Origin of the sequence: Spirillospora sp. CA-108201, from assembly GCF_050936235.1 — a bacterium.
Taxonomy (GTDB): Bacteria; Actinomycetota; Actinomycetes; order Streptosporangiales; family Streptosporangiaceae; genus Spirillospora.
Map to the genome: position 1 here is coordinate 2923785 of NZ_JBNJNE010000001.1, position 15678 is coordinate 2939462.

General features: G+C 72.6%; 13 protein-coding genes. 7 read left to right on the forward strand and 6 right to left on the reverse strand.

What is annotated here, in order from left to right:
* Window positions 1-2 precede the first annotated feature (2 nt).
* On the reverse strand, window positions 3-827 hold the full coding sequence (locus ACQEU6_RS14260) for a PhzF family phenazine biosynthesis protein (protein ID WP_499332189.1): 825 nt from the start codon (window positions 825-827) through the stop codon (window positions 3-5).
* Window positions 828-948: 121 nt separating this feature from the next.
* On the opposite strand from ACQEU6_RS14260, the gene ACQEU6_RS14265 reads away from it, so the two are divergent.
* Both ACQEU6_RS14265 and ybaK read left to right on the forward strand, forming a co-directional pair.
* Entirely contained in the window at window positions 949-1611 is a 663-nt protein-coding gene (locus tag ACQEU6_RS14265; protein ID WP_499332191.1) for an LON peptidase substrate-binding domain-containing protein, read from the forward strand.
* A gap of 22 nt (window positions 1612-1633) precedes the next feature.
* On the forward strand, window positions 1634-2131 hold the full coding sequence (ybaK, locus tag ACQEU6_RS14270; RefSeq protein ID WP_499332192.1) for a Cys-tRNA(Pro) deacylase: 498 nt from the start codon (window positions 1634-1636) through the stop codon (window positions 2129-2131).
* Here the strand turns inward: ybaK and ACQEU6_RS14275 are convergent.
* The gene (locus ACQEU6_RS14275) at window positions 2015-2617 is read right to left on the reverse strand and encodes a hypothetical protein (RefSeq protein WP_499332194.1); all 603 of its coding nucleotides are present in this window, start codon (window positions 2615-2617) and stop codon (window positions 2015-2017) included. The two genes, ybaK and ACQEU6_RS14275, sit on opposite strands and share 117 nt — an antisense overlap.
* A 128-nt stretch (window positions 2618-2745) precedes the next feature.
* On the opposite strand from ACQEU6_RS14275, the gene ACQEU6_RS14280 reads away from it, so the two are divergent.
* The gene (locus ACQEU6_RS14280) at window positions 2746-3441 is read left to right on the forward strand and encodes a DUF6882 domain-containing protein (RefSeq protein ID WP_499332195.1); all 696 of its coding nucleotides are present in this window, start codon (window positions 2746-2748) and stop codon (window positions 3439-3441) included.
* Between the two features lie 545 nt (window positions 3442-3986).
* Here ACQEU6_RS14280 and dnaE read toward each other — a convergent pair.
* Window positions 3987-7517, reverse strand: coding sequence for a DNA polymerase III subunit alpha (dnaE, locus tag ACQEU6_RS14285; protein ID WP_499332197.1), 3531 nt, complete (start codon window positions 7515-7517; stop codon window positions 3987-3989).
* 461 nt (window positions 7518-7978) lie between these two features.
* On the opposite strand from dnaE, the gene ACQEU6_RS14290 reads away from it, so the two are divergent.
* The 3 genes from ACQEU6_RS14290 (at window position 7979) to ACQEU6_RS14300 (ending at window position 9422) form a co-directional block, all read left to right on the forward strand.
* Window positions 7979-8341 (forward strand): chorismate mutase, encoded by a 363-nt coding sequence (locus ACQEU6_RS14290; RefSeq protein ID WP_499332198.1) that lies wholly within the window; start codon window positions 7979-7981, stop codon window positions 8339-8341.
* Window positions 8342-8466: 125 nt separating this feature from the next.
* On the forward strand, window positions 8467-9114 hold the full coding sequence (locus ACQEU6_RS14295; protein WP_499340187.1) for an AzlC family ABC transporter permease: 648 nt from the start codon (window positions 8467-8469) through the stop codon (window positions 9112-9114).
* Window positions 9111-9422, forward strand: coding sequence for an AzlD domain-containing protein (locus ACQEU6_RS14300; protein ID WP_499332199.1), 312 nt, complete (start codon window positions 9111-9113; stop codon window positions 9420-9422). Before ACQEU6_RS14295 ends, ACQEU6_RS14300 begins: the two co-directional genes overlap by 4 nt.
* A 2-nt stretch (window positions 9423-9424) precedes the next feature.
* Here the strand turns inward: ACQEU6_RS14300 and ACQEU6_RS14305 are convergent, their stop codons facing one another.
* From ACQEU6_RS14305 to ACQEU6_RS14315, 3 genes are read right to left on the reverse strand one after another with little or no spacing between them, the layout of a single operon-like run.
* Window positions 9425-10357, reverse strand: a complete 933-nt coding sequence (locus tag ACQEU6_RS14305) for an RluA family pseudouridine synthase (protein WP_499332200.1) — start codon at window positions 10355-10357, stop codon at window positions 9425-9427.
* A complete protein-coding gene (gene lspA, locus ACQEU6_RS14310; RefSeq protein ID WP_499332201.1) occupies window positions 10357-11145 on the reverse strand; it encodes a signal peptidase II in 789 nt (262 codons plus the stop codon). Before lspA ends, ACQEU6_RS14305 begins: the two co-directional genes overlap by 1 nt.
* Window positions 11118-11498 (reverse strand): TraR/DksA family transcriptional regulator, encoded by a 381-nt coding sequence (locus ACQEU6_RS14315; RefSeq protein ID WP_499340188.1) that lies wholly within the window; start codon window positions 11496-11498, stop codon window positions 11118-11120. Before ACQEU6_RS14315 ends, lspA begins: the two co-directional genes overlap by 28 nt.
* A gap of 876 nt (window positions 11499-12374) precedes the next feature.
* On the opposite strand from ACQEU6_RS14315, the gene ileS reads away from it, so the two are divergent.
* Window positions 12375-15548 (forward strand): isoleucine--tRNA ligase, encoded by a 3174-nt coding sequence (gene ileS / locus ACQEU6_RS14320; protein ID WP_499332203.1) that lies wholly within the window; start codon window positions 12375-12377, stop codon window positions 15546-15548.
* Window positions 15549-15678 lie beyond the last annotated feature (130 nt).

The following is a 15678-nucleotide window of genomic DNA, read 5'->3' on the forward strand; positions in this document are numbered from 1 at the left end:
CGTCAGACCCGCAGGTCGCCGTCCAGGACGGTGACGGCCCGGCCCGCCAGGGTCACCCGGTCGCCGCGCAGGGTCACGCGGACGTGCCCGCCGCGCCGCGACGCCTGGTGGCCGGTCAGGGCGTCGCGACCGAGGCGCTCGGCCCAGTAGGGCGCGAGGGCGCAGTGGGCGGAGCCGGTCACCGGGTCTTCGGCGTCGCCCGGCAGGACGCGCGGGGCGAAGAACCGGGACACGAAGTCGTGCTCCCGGCTGGGATCGGCGGCCGCCGTGACGATCACTCCGCGGGCGTCGATCCCGGCGAGCGCCCGCACGTCCGGGGCGAGCCCCCGCACGGTGGTCTCGTCCGCGACCTCGGCGAGCAGGTCGTTCTGGGCGTTGCGCCCGATGCGCAGCGGCGTGACGCCGAGCGCCTCCGCGAGACCCTCGGGCGCCTCGACAGGGTCGGCGCGCATCACCGGGAAGTCCATCGCCAGCGCGCCGTCCCCCTCCGGGGTGACGGTCAGAACGCCGCTTTCGAGCGTGCGGAACCTGATCGGGCGGCCCGCGGCGGCCGTCCCCGTCTCGTAGAGGGCGTGGGCGGAGCCGAGGGTGGCGTGCCCGCAGAGGGCGACCTCCGTCTTCGGGGTGAACCACCGCAACTCGAAGTCGGCGCCGCCGTCCTCGGTCCCGTCCTGAAGCGGACGGACGAACGCCGTCTCGGAATGCCTCATCTCCGCCGCGACGCGGCGCATCCACTCGGCGTCGGCCGCACCGGTGAGCAGGCACACCCCGGCGGGGTTGCCGGCGAACGCGCGGCCGGTGAAGGCGTCGACGACGAGCATCCTCATGGGGCCGACGTTACACCTGCTTCACACTGTGAAAAATCACTCCTTACCAAGATCATCATTTGCGACGTACCCTTGCGGACACGGGCGTTTCCGGTGCGCCCAGGAGCGTGGGAGAGAAGATGTGACCGAGCGGCTCGCGCTGTTCCCTCTGAGCACCGTTCTGTTCCCCGGCCTGGTGCTCCCCCTGCACCTGTTCGAGGACCGCTACCGCCGCCTGGTCGGCGACCTCCTCGAACAGCCCGAGCCCCGCGGCTTCGGCGTCGTCGGCATCGAACTCGGCCACGAGGTGCGCGAGGGCGCCGCGCACCGCCTCGCCGAGGTCGGCTGCGTCGCCGAGCTGCGCGAGGTGACGCCGCACCCGGACGGCCGGTACGACATCGTCGCGGTCGGCGCCCGGCGGTTCCGGCTGAAGGAGCTGGACCGTTCCCGGCCCTACCTGCGGGGCGAGGTCGAGTTCCTGCCCGAGGAGCCCGGCGCCGACCCGGGGCCCGCCGCGGCCCGGGTCCGGCGGCTGTTCCGGCGCTACCGGCGGCGCCTCGGCGCGGCCGGCGCGGGACCGCTGGAGGAGATCGAGACCCCCGGCGACCCGGTCGCCCTGTCGTACGCGATCGCGGCGTCGCTCGTCCTGGACGGGCACGAGAAGCAGCGCCTGCTGGAGGAGGAGGACGCGGCGCTGCGGCTGGGGGCGGAGGGCGACCTGCTGGCCAGGGAGAACCGCATCCTGGACGTGCTGCCGATGATCCCCGCGGGGCAGTTCCTGGACGGGTCGTTCACGCCGAACTGAGCGGCCACGGCAGACTGCCCCCATGAGCACTGCCAAGGCCAAGGGCGGCAAGGGCACCCCGGCGACGATCGCCGCGGCGAAGGCCGGCGTCGACTTCACACTGCACGCCTACGAGGCGGACCCGAACGCCGAGTCCTACGGGGAGGCCGCCGCCGACGCCCTCGGCGTCCCGCACGACCGGCTCTTCAAGACGCTGCTGGCCGAGGTCGACGGGAACCTCGCGGTCGGCGTCGTCCCGGTGTCGGCCACCCTCGACCTGAAGGCGCTCGCGGCGGCCGCCGGCGGCAAGAAGGCGCGGATGGCCGACCCCCGCGACGCCGAGCGCGCCACCGGGTACGTCGTCGGCGGGATCAGCCCGCTCGGCCAGCGCAGGCGGCTGCCGACCGTGATCGACGCCTCGGTGTCAGGGCTCGCGACCGTCTACGTCTCGGCCGGCCGGCGCGGACTCCAGATCGAGCTCGTCCCCGCCGACCTCGTCCGCCTCACCGGCGCCCGCGTCGCCGACATCGCCCGCGGGTAGCCGCCGCACGACCAGTTCCAGCAGCCCGTAGGCGGCGACCGCCGGCAGCGCCCAGAACACCAGCATGCCCTTGGCGCGCAGGTCGGCGACGCCGGTGACGGTGGCGCCGTCGCGGCCGTGCCGGACCACGTCCTCGAAGTGCCCGAGCCCGATCAGGTGGCCGGTCTGCCAGGCGAGGAACGCCGCCGCGGCGCCGCCCACGGCCAGCCCGAGGAGCAGCGCGGAATCGTTGCCGCGGCCGCCCGCGAGGTAGGCGCCGACGCCGCACGCGATCCCGGCGACGAGCGCGATCAGCGCGAAGCGGACGTCGATGCCGATCGGGCCCTGGCCTTCCGGGTCGGCCAGAAAAGGCTCACCCTGCACGACCACGTAGGTCACCTTCGGAACGACCGCCGCCCACAGCAGGCCGGCGAGCGGCCCCAGCAGCGTGACGACGGCGCTGGTGACCGCCCAGATCGCCAAGAGCCTCCCGGTGGGTCGCCGCACCTCGTACGCTCCTAGTTGCAAGTCGTCCGACATCGAAAGCCTAGCCTGCCCAGCTCAGCCGATCGACTCTCGAAGGGTGTCCGATTCCCGCCCACGGCAGCCCCGATTACTGGGATAATGTGCCCGACATGTCCGGATTCAGCCCCGCGTTCGAACGCCTCGGCGCCGCGCTGGCGGCCGTCGTCCTGCAGCAGCAGGAGACGCTCGCCGAGTTCCTGCCACGCGAGGACTGGAGCGCCGACCTGACCGCCCGCACCTACACCAGCGGCGGCGTCACGGTCCGCGTCTCGCTGCTCGGCAGCTACGCCGCCCGCGAGCGCACCTGGCTGTGGGGCTGGGCCAACCCCCAGTTCGGCGACGCGCACCCCGCCGTCGCCCCGACACTGGTCATCCGGGCCATCGGCGAACGGCTCGGCATCGCCGAGTTCACCACCCCCGAGGTCGACCTGTCCTGGTACGAGGGCCCGGCCGGGCACGGCGGCGAACTGATCGCGATGGCCGCCGGCGGCGTCCTCGGCGGCGCCGGCTACATCGGCGCGGGCTACGACGGCGGCTCCGCCTACCTGCACGTCGACGACCCCCAGGCGCCGCCCGCCGAGTGGGACCCCGTCCCGCTCCCCCGCCTGGTGGCCAACGCCGCCAGCCTCTTCCCCCACGAGCCGCGCCTCACCCTCGCCGGGCTCCTGTCGCACCACCGCGTCCCCTACCGGCAGAGCGACGTCCTCACCGAAGTGCCCCTCCCAGGCGGCGGCACCGCCCAAGCCCACTTCGACGGAATAGGCCGCTTCGTCGATTGGAAAGCTGAGCTTATTGCGGTTTCTTAGGTTTCGGGCCTGGGGGCCCGAAACCTAAGAAACCGCTGTGCTTATTGCAGTGCTCTCCTCCTTCGGGCCTGGCGGCCCTCCATCGTCGAGCAATGCGGCGATCGCTGGCATCGCTTCGACTCGCCTGAAGGCTCGCTGCGCGATCAGGTTCTTGCTTCGCTCGAAACTGCCTTCGGACGCGATCGCGATTCCCAGGGTCCCCGGTGGCTGAGGTGCCGGTTGCGGTTGCCGGGGGCGTTGGTCGCGGTCTGTGGCTTCGGACCGGACGGCGTGGGTGAGCCGGCCGGGGTGTCGCCGAGTGCGCGGGCATCCCTTGACACTCTGCTCAGAGTCCCGACCCCCTCCTTCGGTAGCGGCGCGGGGACCGCGACCTGCGCCCCAGCCACCGGTGACCTCAGGGTCCGCGATCGCGTCCGAAGGCAGGTTCGAGCTTGCGAGAACCTGATCGCGCAGCGAGCCGCCAGGCGAGTCGGAGCGATGCCAGCGATCGCCGCAGTGCCCGACGATGGAGGGCCCTCCGGGCCCGAAGGAGGAGAAAAAGCTGGTCAGCCCAAGCAGGAGGGGCCCAGGAGTTGTTTCAGGTCGCCCATCAGGGCCGGGGACGGCGCCACGCGGAGTCTGTCGTCCAGGCGGACCACCGTCGTGCGCGGGCCGTTCTGGAGGTGGAGGTGCACCTCGGCGGTGCCGGGGTGGGTGATCAGCACCTCCTTGAGGCGGGAGACCGTGGGAGGCGTGCAGCGGCCCAGCGGCAGCGTGACCGACAGCGGGCCGGTCGCGTCGGTGACGCTGAGGTCGGGCTGGACGACCTCCATCGCGATGATCTTCGCGACGTCCTCGCGGCGGTCCAGGCGGCCCTTGACGACGAGGATGGCGTCCTCGGCGAGGAGGGTCGAGCACAGCTGGTAGGACGACGGGAAGCACATCACCTCGATGGAGCCGCCGAGGTCCTCCAGCTGGAACATGGCCCAGGAGTTGCCCTGCTTGGTGACCTTGCGCTGGAGGCCGGAGAGCAGCCCGGCCACGATGACCACCTGGCCGTCGGGGCGCTCGCCGCCGTTCAGGACGGCGATCGTGCAGTCGGCCTCCCGCTCGAGGATGTGCTCGACGCCGAGGAGCGGGTGGTCGGACACGTACAGGCCGAGCATCTCCCGCTCGAAGGCGAGGAGGGTCGTCTTGTCCCACTCCTCGCCCTCGGGGATAGCGACGGCGAACGCGTCCTCGCCGCCGTCCTCCTCCAGGGCGCCGAACAGGGAGTCCTGGCCGACGGCCTCCTTGCGCTTGATGTCGATGACCGAGTCGATGGCCTGCTCGTGGACCATCAGCAGCGCCTTGCGCTGGTGGCCGAGCTCGTCGAACGCGCCCGCCTTGATCAGCGACTCCACGACCCGCTTGTTGCACACCGGCGGCGGGACCTTGTTGAGGAAGTCGTTGAAGTCGGTGTAGGCGCCCTTCTCGCGGCGGGCCGCGACGATGCCGTCCACGACGTTGGTGCCGACGTTGCGGACGGCCGACAGACCGAACCGGATCTCGGTGTCGCCGAGCGGCGTGAAGTCGGCCTCGGAGGTGTTGACGTCGGGCGGCAGCACCTTCAGGCCCATCCGGCGGCACTCCGACAGGTACAGGGCGCTCTTGTCCTTGTCGTCGCCGACGGAGGTGAGCACGCCCGCCATGTACTCGGCCGGGTAGTTCGCCTTGAGGTAGGCCGTCCAGTAGGAGACGAGGCCGTACGCGGCGGAGTGGGCCTTGTTGAAGGCGTAGTCGGAGAAGGGGACGAGGATGTCCCACAGCGTCTTCACGGCCTGCTTGGAGAAGCCGTTGTCGACCATGCCCTGCTCGAACCCGACGAACTGGGCGTCCAGCTCGGCCTTCTTCTTCTTGCCCATGACGCGGCGCAGCAGGTCCGCCTTGCCGAGCGAGTAGCCCGCCACCTTCTGCGCGATCGCCATGACCTGCTCCTGGTAGACGATCAGGCCGTAGGTGGTGTCGAGGATCTCCTTGAGGGGCTCCTCCAGCTCCGGGTGGATCGGGGTGATCTCCTGCGCGCCGTTCTTGCGCAGCGCGTAGTTGGTGTGGGAGTTCGCGCCCATCGGGCCCGGCCGGTACAGGGCGCCCACGGCGGAGATGTCCTCGAAGTTGTCCGGCTTCATCAGCCGGAGCAGGGAGCGCATGGGGCCGCCGTCGAACTGGAAGACGCCGAGGGTGTCGCCGCGGGCGAGCAGGTCGTAGGTCTTCTGGTCGTCCAGCGGGAGGGCGAGCAGGTCGACCTCGACGCCCTTGTTCTTCCGGATGCCCTGGAGCGCGTCGTCGATGATCGTCAGGTTGCGCAGGCCGAGGAAGTCCATCTTCAGCAGGCCGAGCGACTCGCAGGTCGGGTAGTCGAACTGCGTGATGATGGCCCCGTCGGCGTCCCGGCGCATGATCGGGATGTGGTCGGTGATCGTCTCACCGGACATGATCACCCCGGCGGCGTGCACGCCGGTCTGGCGGATCAGCCCCTCCAGGCCCTGCGCCAGGTCCATGATCTGCTTGACGTCGGTCTCTTCCTCGTACAGCTTGCGCAGCTCGCCCGCCTCGCCGTAGCGCGGGTGCTTGTCGTCGAAGATGCCCGACAGCGGGATGTCCTTGCCCATGACGGCGGGCGGGAACGCCTTGGAGATCCGGTCGCCGAGCGCGTACGGGAAGCCGAGGACGCGGCCCGCGTCCTTGATGGCGGCCTTCGCCTTGATGGTGCCGAACGTGGCGATGAAGGAGACCTTGTCGGCGCCCCACTTCTCGGTCGTGTACTTGATGACCTCGGCCCGCCGGTCTTCAGGGAAGTCGATGTCGATGTCGGGCATGGACGCGCGCTCGGGGTTCAGGAACCGCTCGAAGATCAGACCGTGCGGGATCGGGTCGAGGTCGGTGATGCCCATCGCGTAGGCGATCAGCGAGCCCGCGGCGCTGCCGCGCCCCGGGCCGACCAGGATGCCGTTCTCCTTGGCCCACATGATGAAGTCGGCGACGACGAGGAAGTAGGACGGGTACCCCTTGCCGAGGATGACGCCCATCTCGTACTCGGCCTGCTCCTTGTAGCCGTCCGGGAGGCCGTCCGGGAAGCGGCGCTCCAGGCCCTGCCAGACCTCCTTGCGGAACCAGCTCTCCTCGGTCTCGCCCTCCGGGACGGGGAAGCGGGGGCTGAGGTCGCGGTACTCGAACATCCCCGCGGGGTCGACGCGCTCGGCGATCAGCAGGGTGTTCCGGCAGCCCTCGGCCCAGATGTCGGAGGAGTCGATGGCGCGCATCTCGTCGGCTGTCTTGAGGTAGTAGCCGCTGCCGTCGAACCGGAACCGGTCGGGGTCGGCGAGCTGCTTGCCCACCTGTACGCACAGGAGCGCGTCGTGGGCGGTGGCCTCGGACTCGTGCGTGTAGTGGGAGTCGTTGGTGACGACCGGCGGGATGTTCAGCCGCTTGCTGATCTCGATGAGGCCGTCGCGGACGCGGCGCTCGATGTCGAGGCCGTGGTCCATCAGCTCGAGGAAGTAGTTCTCCTTGCCGAGGATGTCCTGGAAGTTCGCGGCGGCCTTCAGGGCCTCGTCGAACTGGCCGAGCCGCAGCCGGGTCTGGACCTTGCCGGACGGGCAGCCGGTGGTGGCCATCAGGCCCTCGGAGTGCTCGGCGAGCAGCTCCTCGTCCATGCGCGCGTACTTGAAGACGAAGCCCTCGGTGTAGGCGCGGCTGGAGAGCTTGAACAGGTTGTGCAGGCCCGCCCTGTCGCGCGCCCACAGCGTCATGTGGTTGATCAGGCCGCCGCCGGAGACGTCGTCGCGCTTCTGGCTCGGCTCACCCCAGTGGATCTTCTTCTTGTGGTACCGGGACTCGGGCGCCATGTAGGCCTCGATGCCGATGATCGGGGTGACGCCGGCCGCGGTCGCCTGCCTGTGGAAGTCGTAGGCGCCGTGCATGTTGCCGTGGTCGGTCATCGCGATCGCCGGCATCCTCTGCCGGCCGACCTCCTCGAACATCTGCTTCAGCCGGGCGGCTCCGTCGAGCATGGAGTACTCGGTGTGAACGTGCAGGTGAACGAAAGAGTCGGCCATGCGTGCTGCGCCTCCTGCTCGTCGCATGCGACCGCCCACGTGCGTGATCGGCACGTGGTCGCGGCTTCGGTACCGGGGGAAAGATCGTCGGGCCGGCGGGCGACCGGAACGACGCGGCTCTGAGAGCCTAACCCGCATCGCTGGTCACTCGCGCCCCGACGCGCCCAATCCCGGGAGACCCCTTCCGGACGTCTCGAAACCCGGGACGGGGCGTCCGGAGTTTGGCCCCCCGTGCGGCACCGCATACGATCGTGCCCGTGGAACGTCGCCATCTGAGGTTTACGCAGCCGGCTCCGGGTGAGCCGGTCGCCCCCGCGACCTAGCGACGACCCCGGAGCCGGCCGAGGCAGAGTCCCAGCGGGACTCTGCCTCTTCTGCTGGAGCCGCCTTTTCCGCTGATCAGGCGCGGCCCCGGGCACCCGCTCCCCCGCCCGGATGAACCGCGCGAGAGGGGACCCGAGATGAACGACCAGGTGATCGATCCCGTCGGCCCGGACGCGGGCTGCCCGGCCTGCGCCCCGTCCGGCGAGGTGCGCGTCCCGCTGCCGGCGGCCGGCGCCATCACCACGCTCGCCGAGGCCCGCGAGGCGATCGACGGCATCGACGCCGCCCTCGCGACGCTGCTGGAGCACCGCACCGCGGTCGCCGCCGTCGTCCAGCGGCTCAAGCCCGTCGGCGGCTTCGCCGGCCGCGACCCCGAGCGCGAGCGGCGGATCGTCGAGGCCATGGCGGCGCGCGCCCCGTCCCTCGGCCCGGACCGGCTCGCCCCCATCGTGAACGCGATCATCGAGGCGGGGCTGGACGCGGCCGAGTCCGGCCGATGAGCGCGCCCGGGTCGGCGCGGGCGGCCGGAGAGGACGTCCCGGACGAGCCCGCTCCGGATGCGGACACCACGGCGGGGAACGCGCAGGACGAGGCCGGGCGGGACGAGGCCGCGCGGGCCGCGGCGATCCGCGACGGGCTCGGCGTGGGCATCGCCGTGGGGGTGTCCGGCCTGGCGTTCGGCGCCGCGGCGGCCACGGCGGGCCTCACGGTCGCGCAGGCGTGCGCGCTGAGCCTGCTCGCCTTCACGGGCGCGTCCCAGTTCGCGCTGGTCGGGGTGATCGGCGGGGGCGGCGGGCTGGTCGCCGGGACGCTCGGCGCGGTCCTGCTCGGCGGCCGCAACGCCCTGTACGGGATGCGGCTCGCGGCGACGCTCGGCGTGCGCGGCCGGCGCAGGCTGGTCACCGCGCACGTCGTCATCGACGAGACGGCGGCCGTGGCCACCGCGCAGCGCGGCCGGGCGGCCGCCCGCGCCGGGTTCTACACGACGGCGGTCGTCCTCTACCTGACGTGGAACCTCACCACGCTGCTGGGCGCGGTGGGCGCGGCGCGGCTGGGCGACCCCGACGCCGTGGGCCTGGACGTCCTCGGCCCGGCGGCGTTCCTCGCCCTGCTCTGGCCGCGGCTGACGAGCGGGCGGACCGCGGTCCGGGTCGCCGTCGCCGCGGCGGTGATCGCGGTGGCGGCGACGCCGGTGCTGCCGCCGGGCGTGCCGGTCATGCTGGCCGCCGCCGCCGCGCTGCCCGCGCTGCTCGGCCGGAGGGCGGCGCCGTGAGCGTCTGGATCGCGGTGATCGCCACCGGGCTCGGCTGCTACGCCCTGAAGCTCGGCGGGCTCGTCGTCCCGCGCCGGATGCTGGACGACCCGCGGGTGCGCCGGTTCACCGAACTGGTCCCGGTGGCGCTGCTCACGGCGCTGGTCGCCGTCCAGGCGCTCGCGGACGGCCGGACCCTGGAGTTCGACGCCGCGCGGCTGGCGGGCCTGGGCGCCGCCGTGGCCGCGCTCCTGCTGCGCGCGCCGTTCCTGGTGGTGCTGGTCGTCGCGGCCGGAGCCGCGGCCGGGCTGCGCCTGCTCGGCCTCTGAGCTCAGGACTCGGCCGCGACGATCTCCAGGGCGCGGGCCAGGTCGTCCGGGTAGGGGCTCTCGAACTCCACCCACTCGCCCTTGGTGGGGTGCTCGAACCCGAGCCGGGCGGCGTGCAGCCACTGCCGCCTGAGGCCGAGGCGCTCCGCCAGGGTCGGGTCGGCGCCGTAGGCCATGTCGCCCACGCACGGGTGCCGGATCGCGGACATGTGGACGCGGATCTGGTGCGTGCGTCCCGTCTCCAGGTCGATGTCGAGCAGCGACGCCGCCCGGAACGCCTCGACGGTGTCGTAGTGGGTGACGGACGGCTTCCCGCCCGCGACGACCGCGAACCGGCCGTCGCCGGAGGGGTGCCGGTCGATGGGGGCGTCGACCGTCCCGCGGAACGGGTCGGGATGGCCCTGCACGAGCGCCTGGTAGCGCTTGTCGATGCGGCGCTCCTTGAACGCGCGCTTGAGCCGCGAGTAGGCGACCTCGCTCTTCGCCACGACCATGGCGCCGGTGGTGTTGGCGTCGAGCCGGTGCACGATCCCCTGCCGCTCGGACGCGCCGCTGGTGGCGATCGTGTGCCCGGCCCCGAGCAGCCCGCCGAGGACGGTCGGGCCCGTCCAGCCGGTGGTGGGGTGGGCGGCGACGCCGATCGGCTTGTTCACCACGACGATGTCGTCGTCCTCGAACAGCACGCCCATCCCCGGGACGGGCTCGGCGACGGGGGCGGGCGGCGCGGGCGGCGGCGGGAGCGTGACCTCCAGCCAGGCGCCGGCGTGCAGGCGCTCGGACTTGGTGGCCACGGGCGCGCCGTCCAACACGACGTCGCCCGCGGCGATGATGTCGGCGGCGCTGCCGCGCGACAGCCCGAACAGGCGCGCCAGCGCGGCGTCGATCCGCTCGCCCTCCAGGCCGTCCGGGACGGGGAGGCTGCGCAGGTCGCCCATCAGGACTTCTCTTCCGGCGCCGGCACCTCGGCCCCGTTCCCGGCGGTCGCGTCCTTGCCGACGCCACGCTCACCGGGGGGAGCCTCCGGTTTCGGGGTCTCGTCCGTTCCCGGGTTCTCGCCCGTACCGGAGCCCTCGCCCTTGCCGCGGTCCTCGTCCGTGCCGCGGTCCTCGTCCGTGCCGGGGCCCTCGCCCTTGCCGGGGTCTTCTCCCGCTCCGGAGCCCTCGTCCTTGAGGCGCGTCCCGTCCACCTGGAGGCCGCGCGCCGCGAGCAGCACGGCCAGCACGCCGCCGCAGACGATCGCGGAGTCGGCCAGGTTGAACACCGGCCAGTGGGGCAGCTGGATCCAGTCGACGACGTGGCCCTTCAGCGGGGCCGGGGCCCGCAGCATCCGGTCGATGAGGTTGCCGACCGCACCGCCGAGCAGCAGCCCGAGGCAGACCGCCCACGGCGCGCTGCGCAGGTTCCGGGCGGTCCGCAGGATCGCCACGACCACCCCGCAGGCGATCAGCGTGAACACGATGGTGTAGCCGGTGCCGATCGAGAACGCGGCGCCGCTGTTGCGGGTCTCGCGCAGGGTCAGCAGGCCGCCGAGCAGCCGGACCGGGGCGCGGTCCTGCAGCGTCGACACCACGATGGTCTTGGACACGATGTCGGCGGCGAGCGCGGCCAGGGCCACGGCGACCAGCACGCCGACGCGGCGCGGCCGGGGAGATCCCGCGGTCTCCCCGGCCTGCCGCTCTGGGTTCGTTGAGTCGCTCAGCGACGTTCCTCGCGTTGTTTGCATGTCACACACAGGGTCGCACGCGGGAAGGCCTGGAGGCGCGCCTTGCCGATCGGCCTGGCGCAGGACTCGCAGATCCCGTACGTGCCGCCGTCCATCCGCTGGACGGCCCGCTCGATCTGGGCGAGCAGGTCCTGTGAATTGTAGGCCAGAGCGAGCTCGTGCTCGCGCTCGTAGGTCTTGGCGCCCGCGTCGGCCTGGTCGTCGCCTGCCCCGTCGCTGGCGTCGCCCTCGGCGATCTGGCTGGCGGAGGCGGCGATCTCGCCGCGCAACGCCTCGATCTGCTCCTGCAGGCCCGCCCTCACGTCGGCCAGCTCACCCGGCGTCCACTGGTGCTCCCCCTCGCGGACCGGCAGCTCGGCCGCCGCCGCCTTCGCCGGTTCCCGGCCGTCCGGCGCCGCCTCGCCGGCCCTCGCGGGCGTCCCGGCCCTGGCCGGCTTCGCGGGGCCGCGCCCGGCCGCCGGCTTGCCCGGCTTCGCCGCGGGGCCCTTCGCGGGGTTCCTGGCCGCGCCCGGCTTGGCGGCGCCGGGCTTCGCCGGGCCCTTTCCCGCCGCGCCCTTTCCGGCGGGGCCCTTTCTCGCGGCCTCTTTCTCGGCCGCCCCCTTTTCCGTCGCGCCTTTCCCCGCCGTGCCCGTTCTCGTGCCCGTGCTCGCGGCGGGCGTCCTGGTCTGGGACGGCCGCGCCGTGCCCCGGCCCTTGCTTGCGGCGGGCGTCGCGCCCCTCATCGCGCCGGCCATGTCGGCCTCCCTCGCGCTGGTCGCCTCGACGGGCAGTGCGGGCAGCATTGGTCCCCTCTCTCGGGCACGGTAAACAACCTGGGCCGTGTTACCGACCGCTTATGCCCGGTCGCCGAACGCATGGAAACTCCAGCGCGGCGTACGAGATCGCAAAGGAACCGTGTCCGCGCCGCGGGAAAAGGGGAAGAGGCGGGGGCCGGCGTGCGTTAAAGTCGGGACGAGCAGTCGCATGGCAGGCGCTGATGGGGACACCTGCCGCCGCACGCAGCCATGAGCGACCCGGGGACGGTGCGAGCCCGGGGGCGAGCCCGGCGGTCTGATCACCCCGGAGCCGCCGGAGGAACCGCCCCCGCCGAGGGGCCCAGTAGACCCGGCCGCCCAGACTGGAACGAAGCGGACCGCGCCGAACGGGCGGGGTCAAGGAGGGTGGTACCGCGGGGCAGCCGCCTCGTCCCTCCGGTCAACGTGTTCACGTCGATCCGGAGGTCCGCCATCGTGAGCCGAGCTTTTCGGCCGCTGCCCGCGCAGGTCGATCTGCCCGCCCTGGAGCGGGACATGCTGCGCCGCTGGCAGGAGAACAAGGTCTTCGAGCGGTCGCTGGAGCGCACCGCGGCCGGGACCCCGTGGGTGTTCTACGAGGGGCCCCCGACCGCCAACGGGATGCCCGGCGTCCACCACGTCGAGGCCCGCGTCTTCAAGGACGTCTTCCCGCGCTTCAAGACCATGAAGGGCCGCCACGTCCCGCGCAAGGCCGGCTGGGACTGCCACGGCCTGCCCGTCGAGGTCGCCGTGGAGAAGGAGCTCGGCCTCACCGGCAAGAAGGACATCGAGGAGTACGGCGTCGCGGAGTTCAACGCCCGCTGCCGCGAATCGGTCCTGCGCCACGTGGACGCCTTCGAGGAGATGACCGAGCGGATGGGCTACTGGGTCAACACCGACCAGGCCTACCGCACGATGGACCCCGAGTACGTCGAGGCCGTCTGGTGGTCCCTGAAGCAGGTGTTCGACAAGGGCCTGCTCTTCCGCGACTTCCGCATCACGCCGTACTGCCCGCGCTGCGGGACCGGCCTGTCCGACCACGAACTGGGCCAGCCGGGCGGGTACGAGACCGTTTCCAGCCCGTCGGTGTTCGTCCGGATGCCCGTCACGTCGGGGCCGCTGGCCGAGATGGGCGCCGCGCTGCTGATCTGGACGACGACCCCCTGGACGCTGGTGTCGAACACCGCCGTGGCCGTCCACCCGGACGTCACGTACGTGGCGGCCCGGCCGCAGGGGTCCGACGAGGTGCTGGTGGTGGCCGAACCCCTGGTCGACCAGGTCCTCGGCGAGGGCGCCGAGCGGCTCGCCACGTTCCAGGGCACCGAACTTGAGCGGACCCCCTACCGGCGGCCGTTCGACCTCGTCGACATCCCCGACGCGCACTACGTCGTCCTGGGCGACTACGTCACCGTGGAGGACGGCACCGGGCTCGTCCACCAGGCCCCCGCGTTCGGCGGCGACGACATGACCGTCTGCAAGCGCTACGGCATGCCGATCGTCAATCCGATCGGGCCGGACGGGCGGTTCCTGCGCGAGGTGCCCCTGGTCGGCAACAAGTTCTTCAAGGACGCCGACGAGCCGCTCACCGACGACCTGCGCGCGCGCGGGCTGCTGTTCCGCGGCGGGCACTTCGACCACAGCTACCCCCACTGCTGGCGCTGCCACACGCCGCTGCTCTACTACGCGCTCCCGGCCTGGTACATCCGCACCACGCAGATCAAGGACCGGCTGCTGGAGGAGAACGAGAAGACCAACTGGTACCCCGAGACCGTCAAGCACGGCCGGTACGGGGAGTGGCTGCGCAACAACGTCGACTGGTCGCTGTCGCGCAGCCGCTACTGGGGCACGCCGCTCCCCCTGTGGGTCTGCGGCGAGGACGAGGAGCACGTCACCTGCGTCGGGTCGCTCAAGGAACTGGGCGAGCTGGCGGGCGCCGACCTGTCCGCGCTCGACCCGCACCGCCCGTACGTGGACGACGTCGCGTTCCCCTGCCCGCGGTGCGGGGCGGAGGCGCGGCGCGTCCCGGACGTCATCGACGCCTGGTACGACTCCGGGTCCATGCCGTTCGCGCAGTGGGGCGCCCCCTACCGCAACAACGAGGTCTTCGAGGACGCCTACCCGGCCCAGTACATCTGCGAGGCCCAGGACCAGACCCGCGGATGGTTCTACTCGCTCATGGCCGTCGGGACGCTGGTGTTCGACCGGTCGTCCTACGAGAACGTCGTGTGCCTCGGCCTGATCCTCGCCGAGGACGGCCGCAAGATGAGCAAGCACCTCGGCAACGTGCTGCGCCCCATCCCGCTGATGGACCAGCACGGCGCCGACGCCGTCCGCTGGTTCATGGCCGCGAGCGGGCTGCCGTGGGCGTCCCGCCGCGTCGGGCACGGCGCCCTTGAGGAGATCGTCCGCAAGGTCCTGCTCACCTACTGGAACACCGCGTCCTTCTTCGTCCTGTACGCCAACGCCGCGCAGGCGCAGGGGCGCGCGTGGACGCCCGACCGGCTCTCCGAGGCACCGGCCCCCGCCGACCGCCCGCTCCTGGACCGCTGGGCGCTCGCCGAGCTGCACCGCACCGTCCGCGAGGTCGACGCCGCGCTGGAGGAGTTCGACACCGCCCGCGCGGGCCGCCGGCTCTCGCAGTTCGTGGACGACCTGTCCAACTGGTACGTGCGGCGCTCCCGGCGGCGCTTCTGGGAGGGCCCGGAGACGCCCGAGGGCTCGGCCGCGTTCGCGACGCTCTACGAGTGCCTGGAGACCCTCACCCGGCTGATGGCGCCGATCGTCCCGTTCATCACCGACCACGTCTGGGACGTCATCCGCCCCGAGGACGGCCCCGAGTCGGTGCACCTCACCGAGTGGCCCGCCGTCGACGCCGGCCTCCTCGACGAGCCGCTGACCGAGCGGATGGCGCTCGTGCGCCGGCTGGTCGAGCTCGGCCGGTCCGCACGCGCCGCCAGCGGCGTGCGGACCCGCCAGCCCCTCGGCCGCGCCCTCGTCGGCGCCCCCGGCTGGTCCGCGCTGCCCGAGCAGCTGCGCGCGCAGATCTCCGAGGAGCTGAACGTGCTCGGCTTCGAGGAGCTGTCCTCGATCGGCGGCGACCTGGTCGAGTACGAGGTCAAGCCCAACTTCCGCGAGCTGGGCAAGCGGTACGCCAAGGACACCCCGAAGGTCGCCAAGGCGATCACCTCCGCCGACCCCGCCGCGCTGGTCCAGGCGCTGCGGGCTGGCTCGGCGCGGGTCGAGGCCGACGGCGTCGGCGCCGTCGCGCTCGGCCCGGACGACGTGATCGTCACCGAGCGCCCGCGCAGCGGCTGGGCGGTCGAGAGCGCCGCCGGCGAGACCGTCGCGCTCGACCTCACCGTCACGCCCGAGCTGCGCCGCGCGGGACTGGTGCGCGAGGCCGTCCGGCTCGTCCAGGAGGGCCGCAAGACCGCCGGGCTGGAGGTGACCGACCGCATCGACCTGTGGTGGGAGGCCACCGGCACCGACCTGGCCGAGGCCCTGCGCGCCCACGGCGACGAGGTCGCCGCCGAGGTCCTGGCCGCCACGGTGACCGAGGGCCGCCCCGGGAGCCTCGCCGCCACCCGCGACGAGGACCTCGGCCTCACCTACTACCTCCGCAAGGCGTGACCTGACTCCGCAGGGCACGCCCCTCCGCCGCGCCCGCGTCCTCGGGCCCGGACGCGGCGGAGGGTTCGCGGGGGCGGAGAAATTCCTTGATGGGGTTCTTCGCGACACATCGCGTTTGCGATGATGGTTC

Coding starts and splice junctions, on each gene's coding strand:
- ACQEU6_RS14305 (WP_499332200.1), bottom strand. CDS start 10,357: ATGGGCGACCTGCGCAGCCTCCCCGTCCCGGACGGCCTGGAGGGCGAG.
- dnaE (WP_499332197.1), bottom strand. CDS start 7,517: ATGGCCGACTCTTTCGTTCACCTGCACGTTCACACCGAGTACTCCATG.
- ACQEU6_RS14260 (WP_499332189.1), bottom strand. CDS start 827: ATGAGGATGCTCGTCGTCGACGCCTTCACCGGCCGCGCGTTCGCCGGC.
- ybaK (WP_499332192.1), top strand. CDS start 1,634: ATGAGCACTGCCAAGGCCAAGGGCGGCAAGGGCACCCCGGCGACGATC.
- lspA (WP_499332201.1), bottom strand. CDS start 11,145: ATGCAAACAACGCGAGGAACGTCGCTGAGCGACTCAACGAACCCAGAG.
- ACQEU6_RS14290 (WP_499332198.1), top strand. CDS start 7,979: ATGAACGACCAGGTGATCGATCCCGTCGGCCCGGACGCGGGCTGCCCG.
- ACQEU6_RS14280 (WP_499332195.1), top strand. CDS start 2,746: ATGTCCGGATTCAGCCCCGCGTTCGAACGCCTCGGCGCCGCGCTGGCG.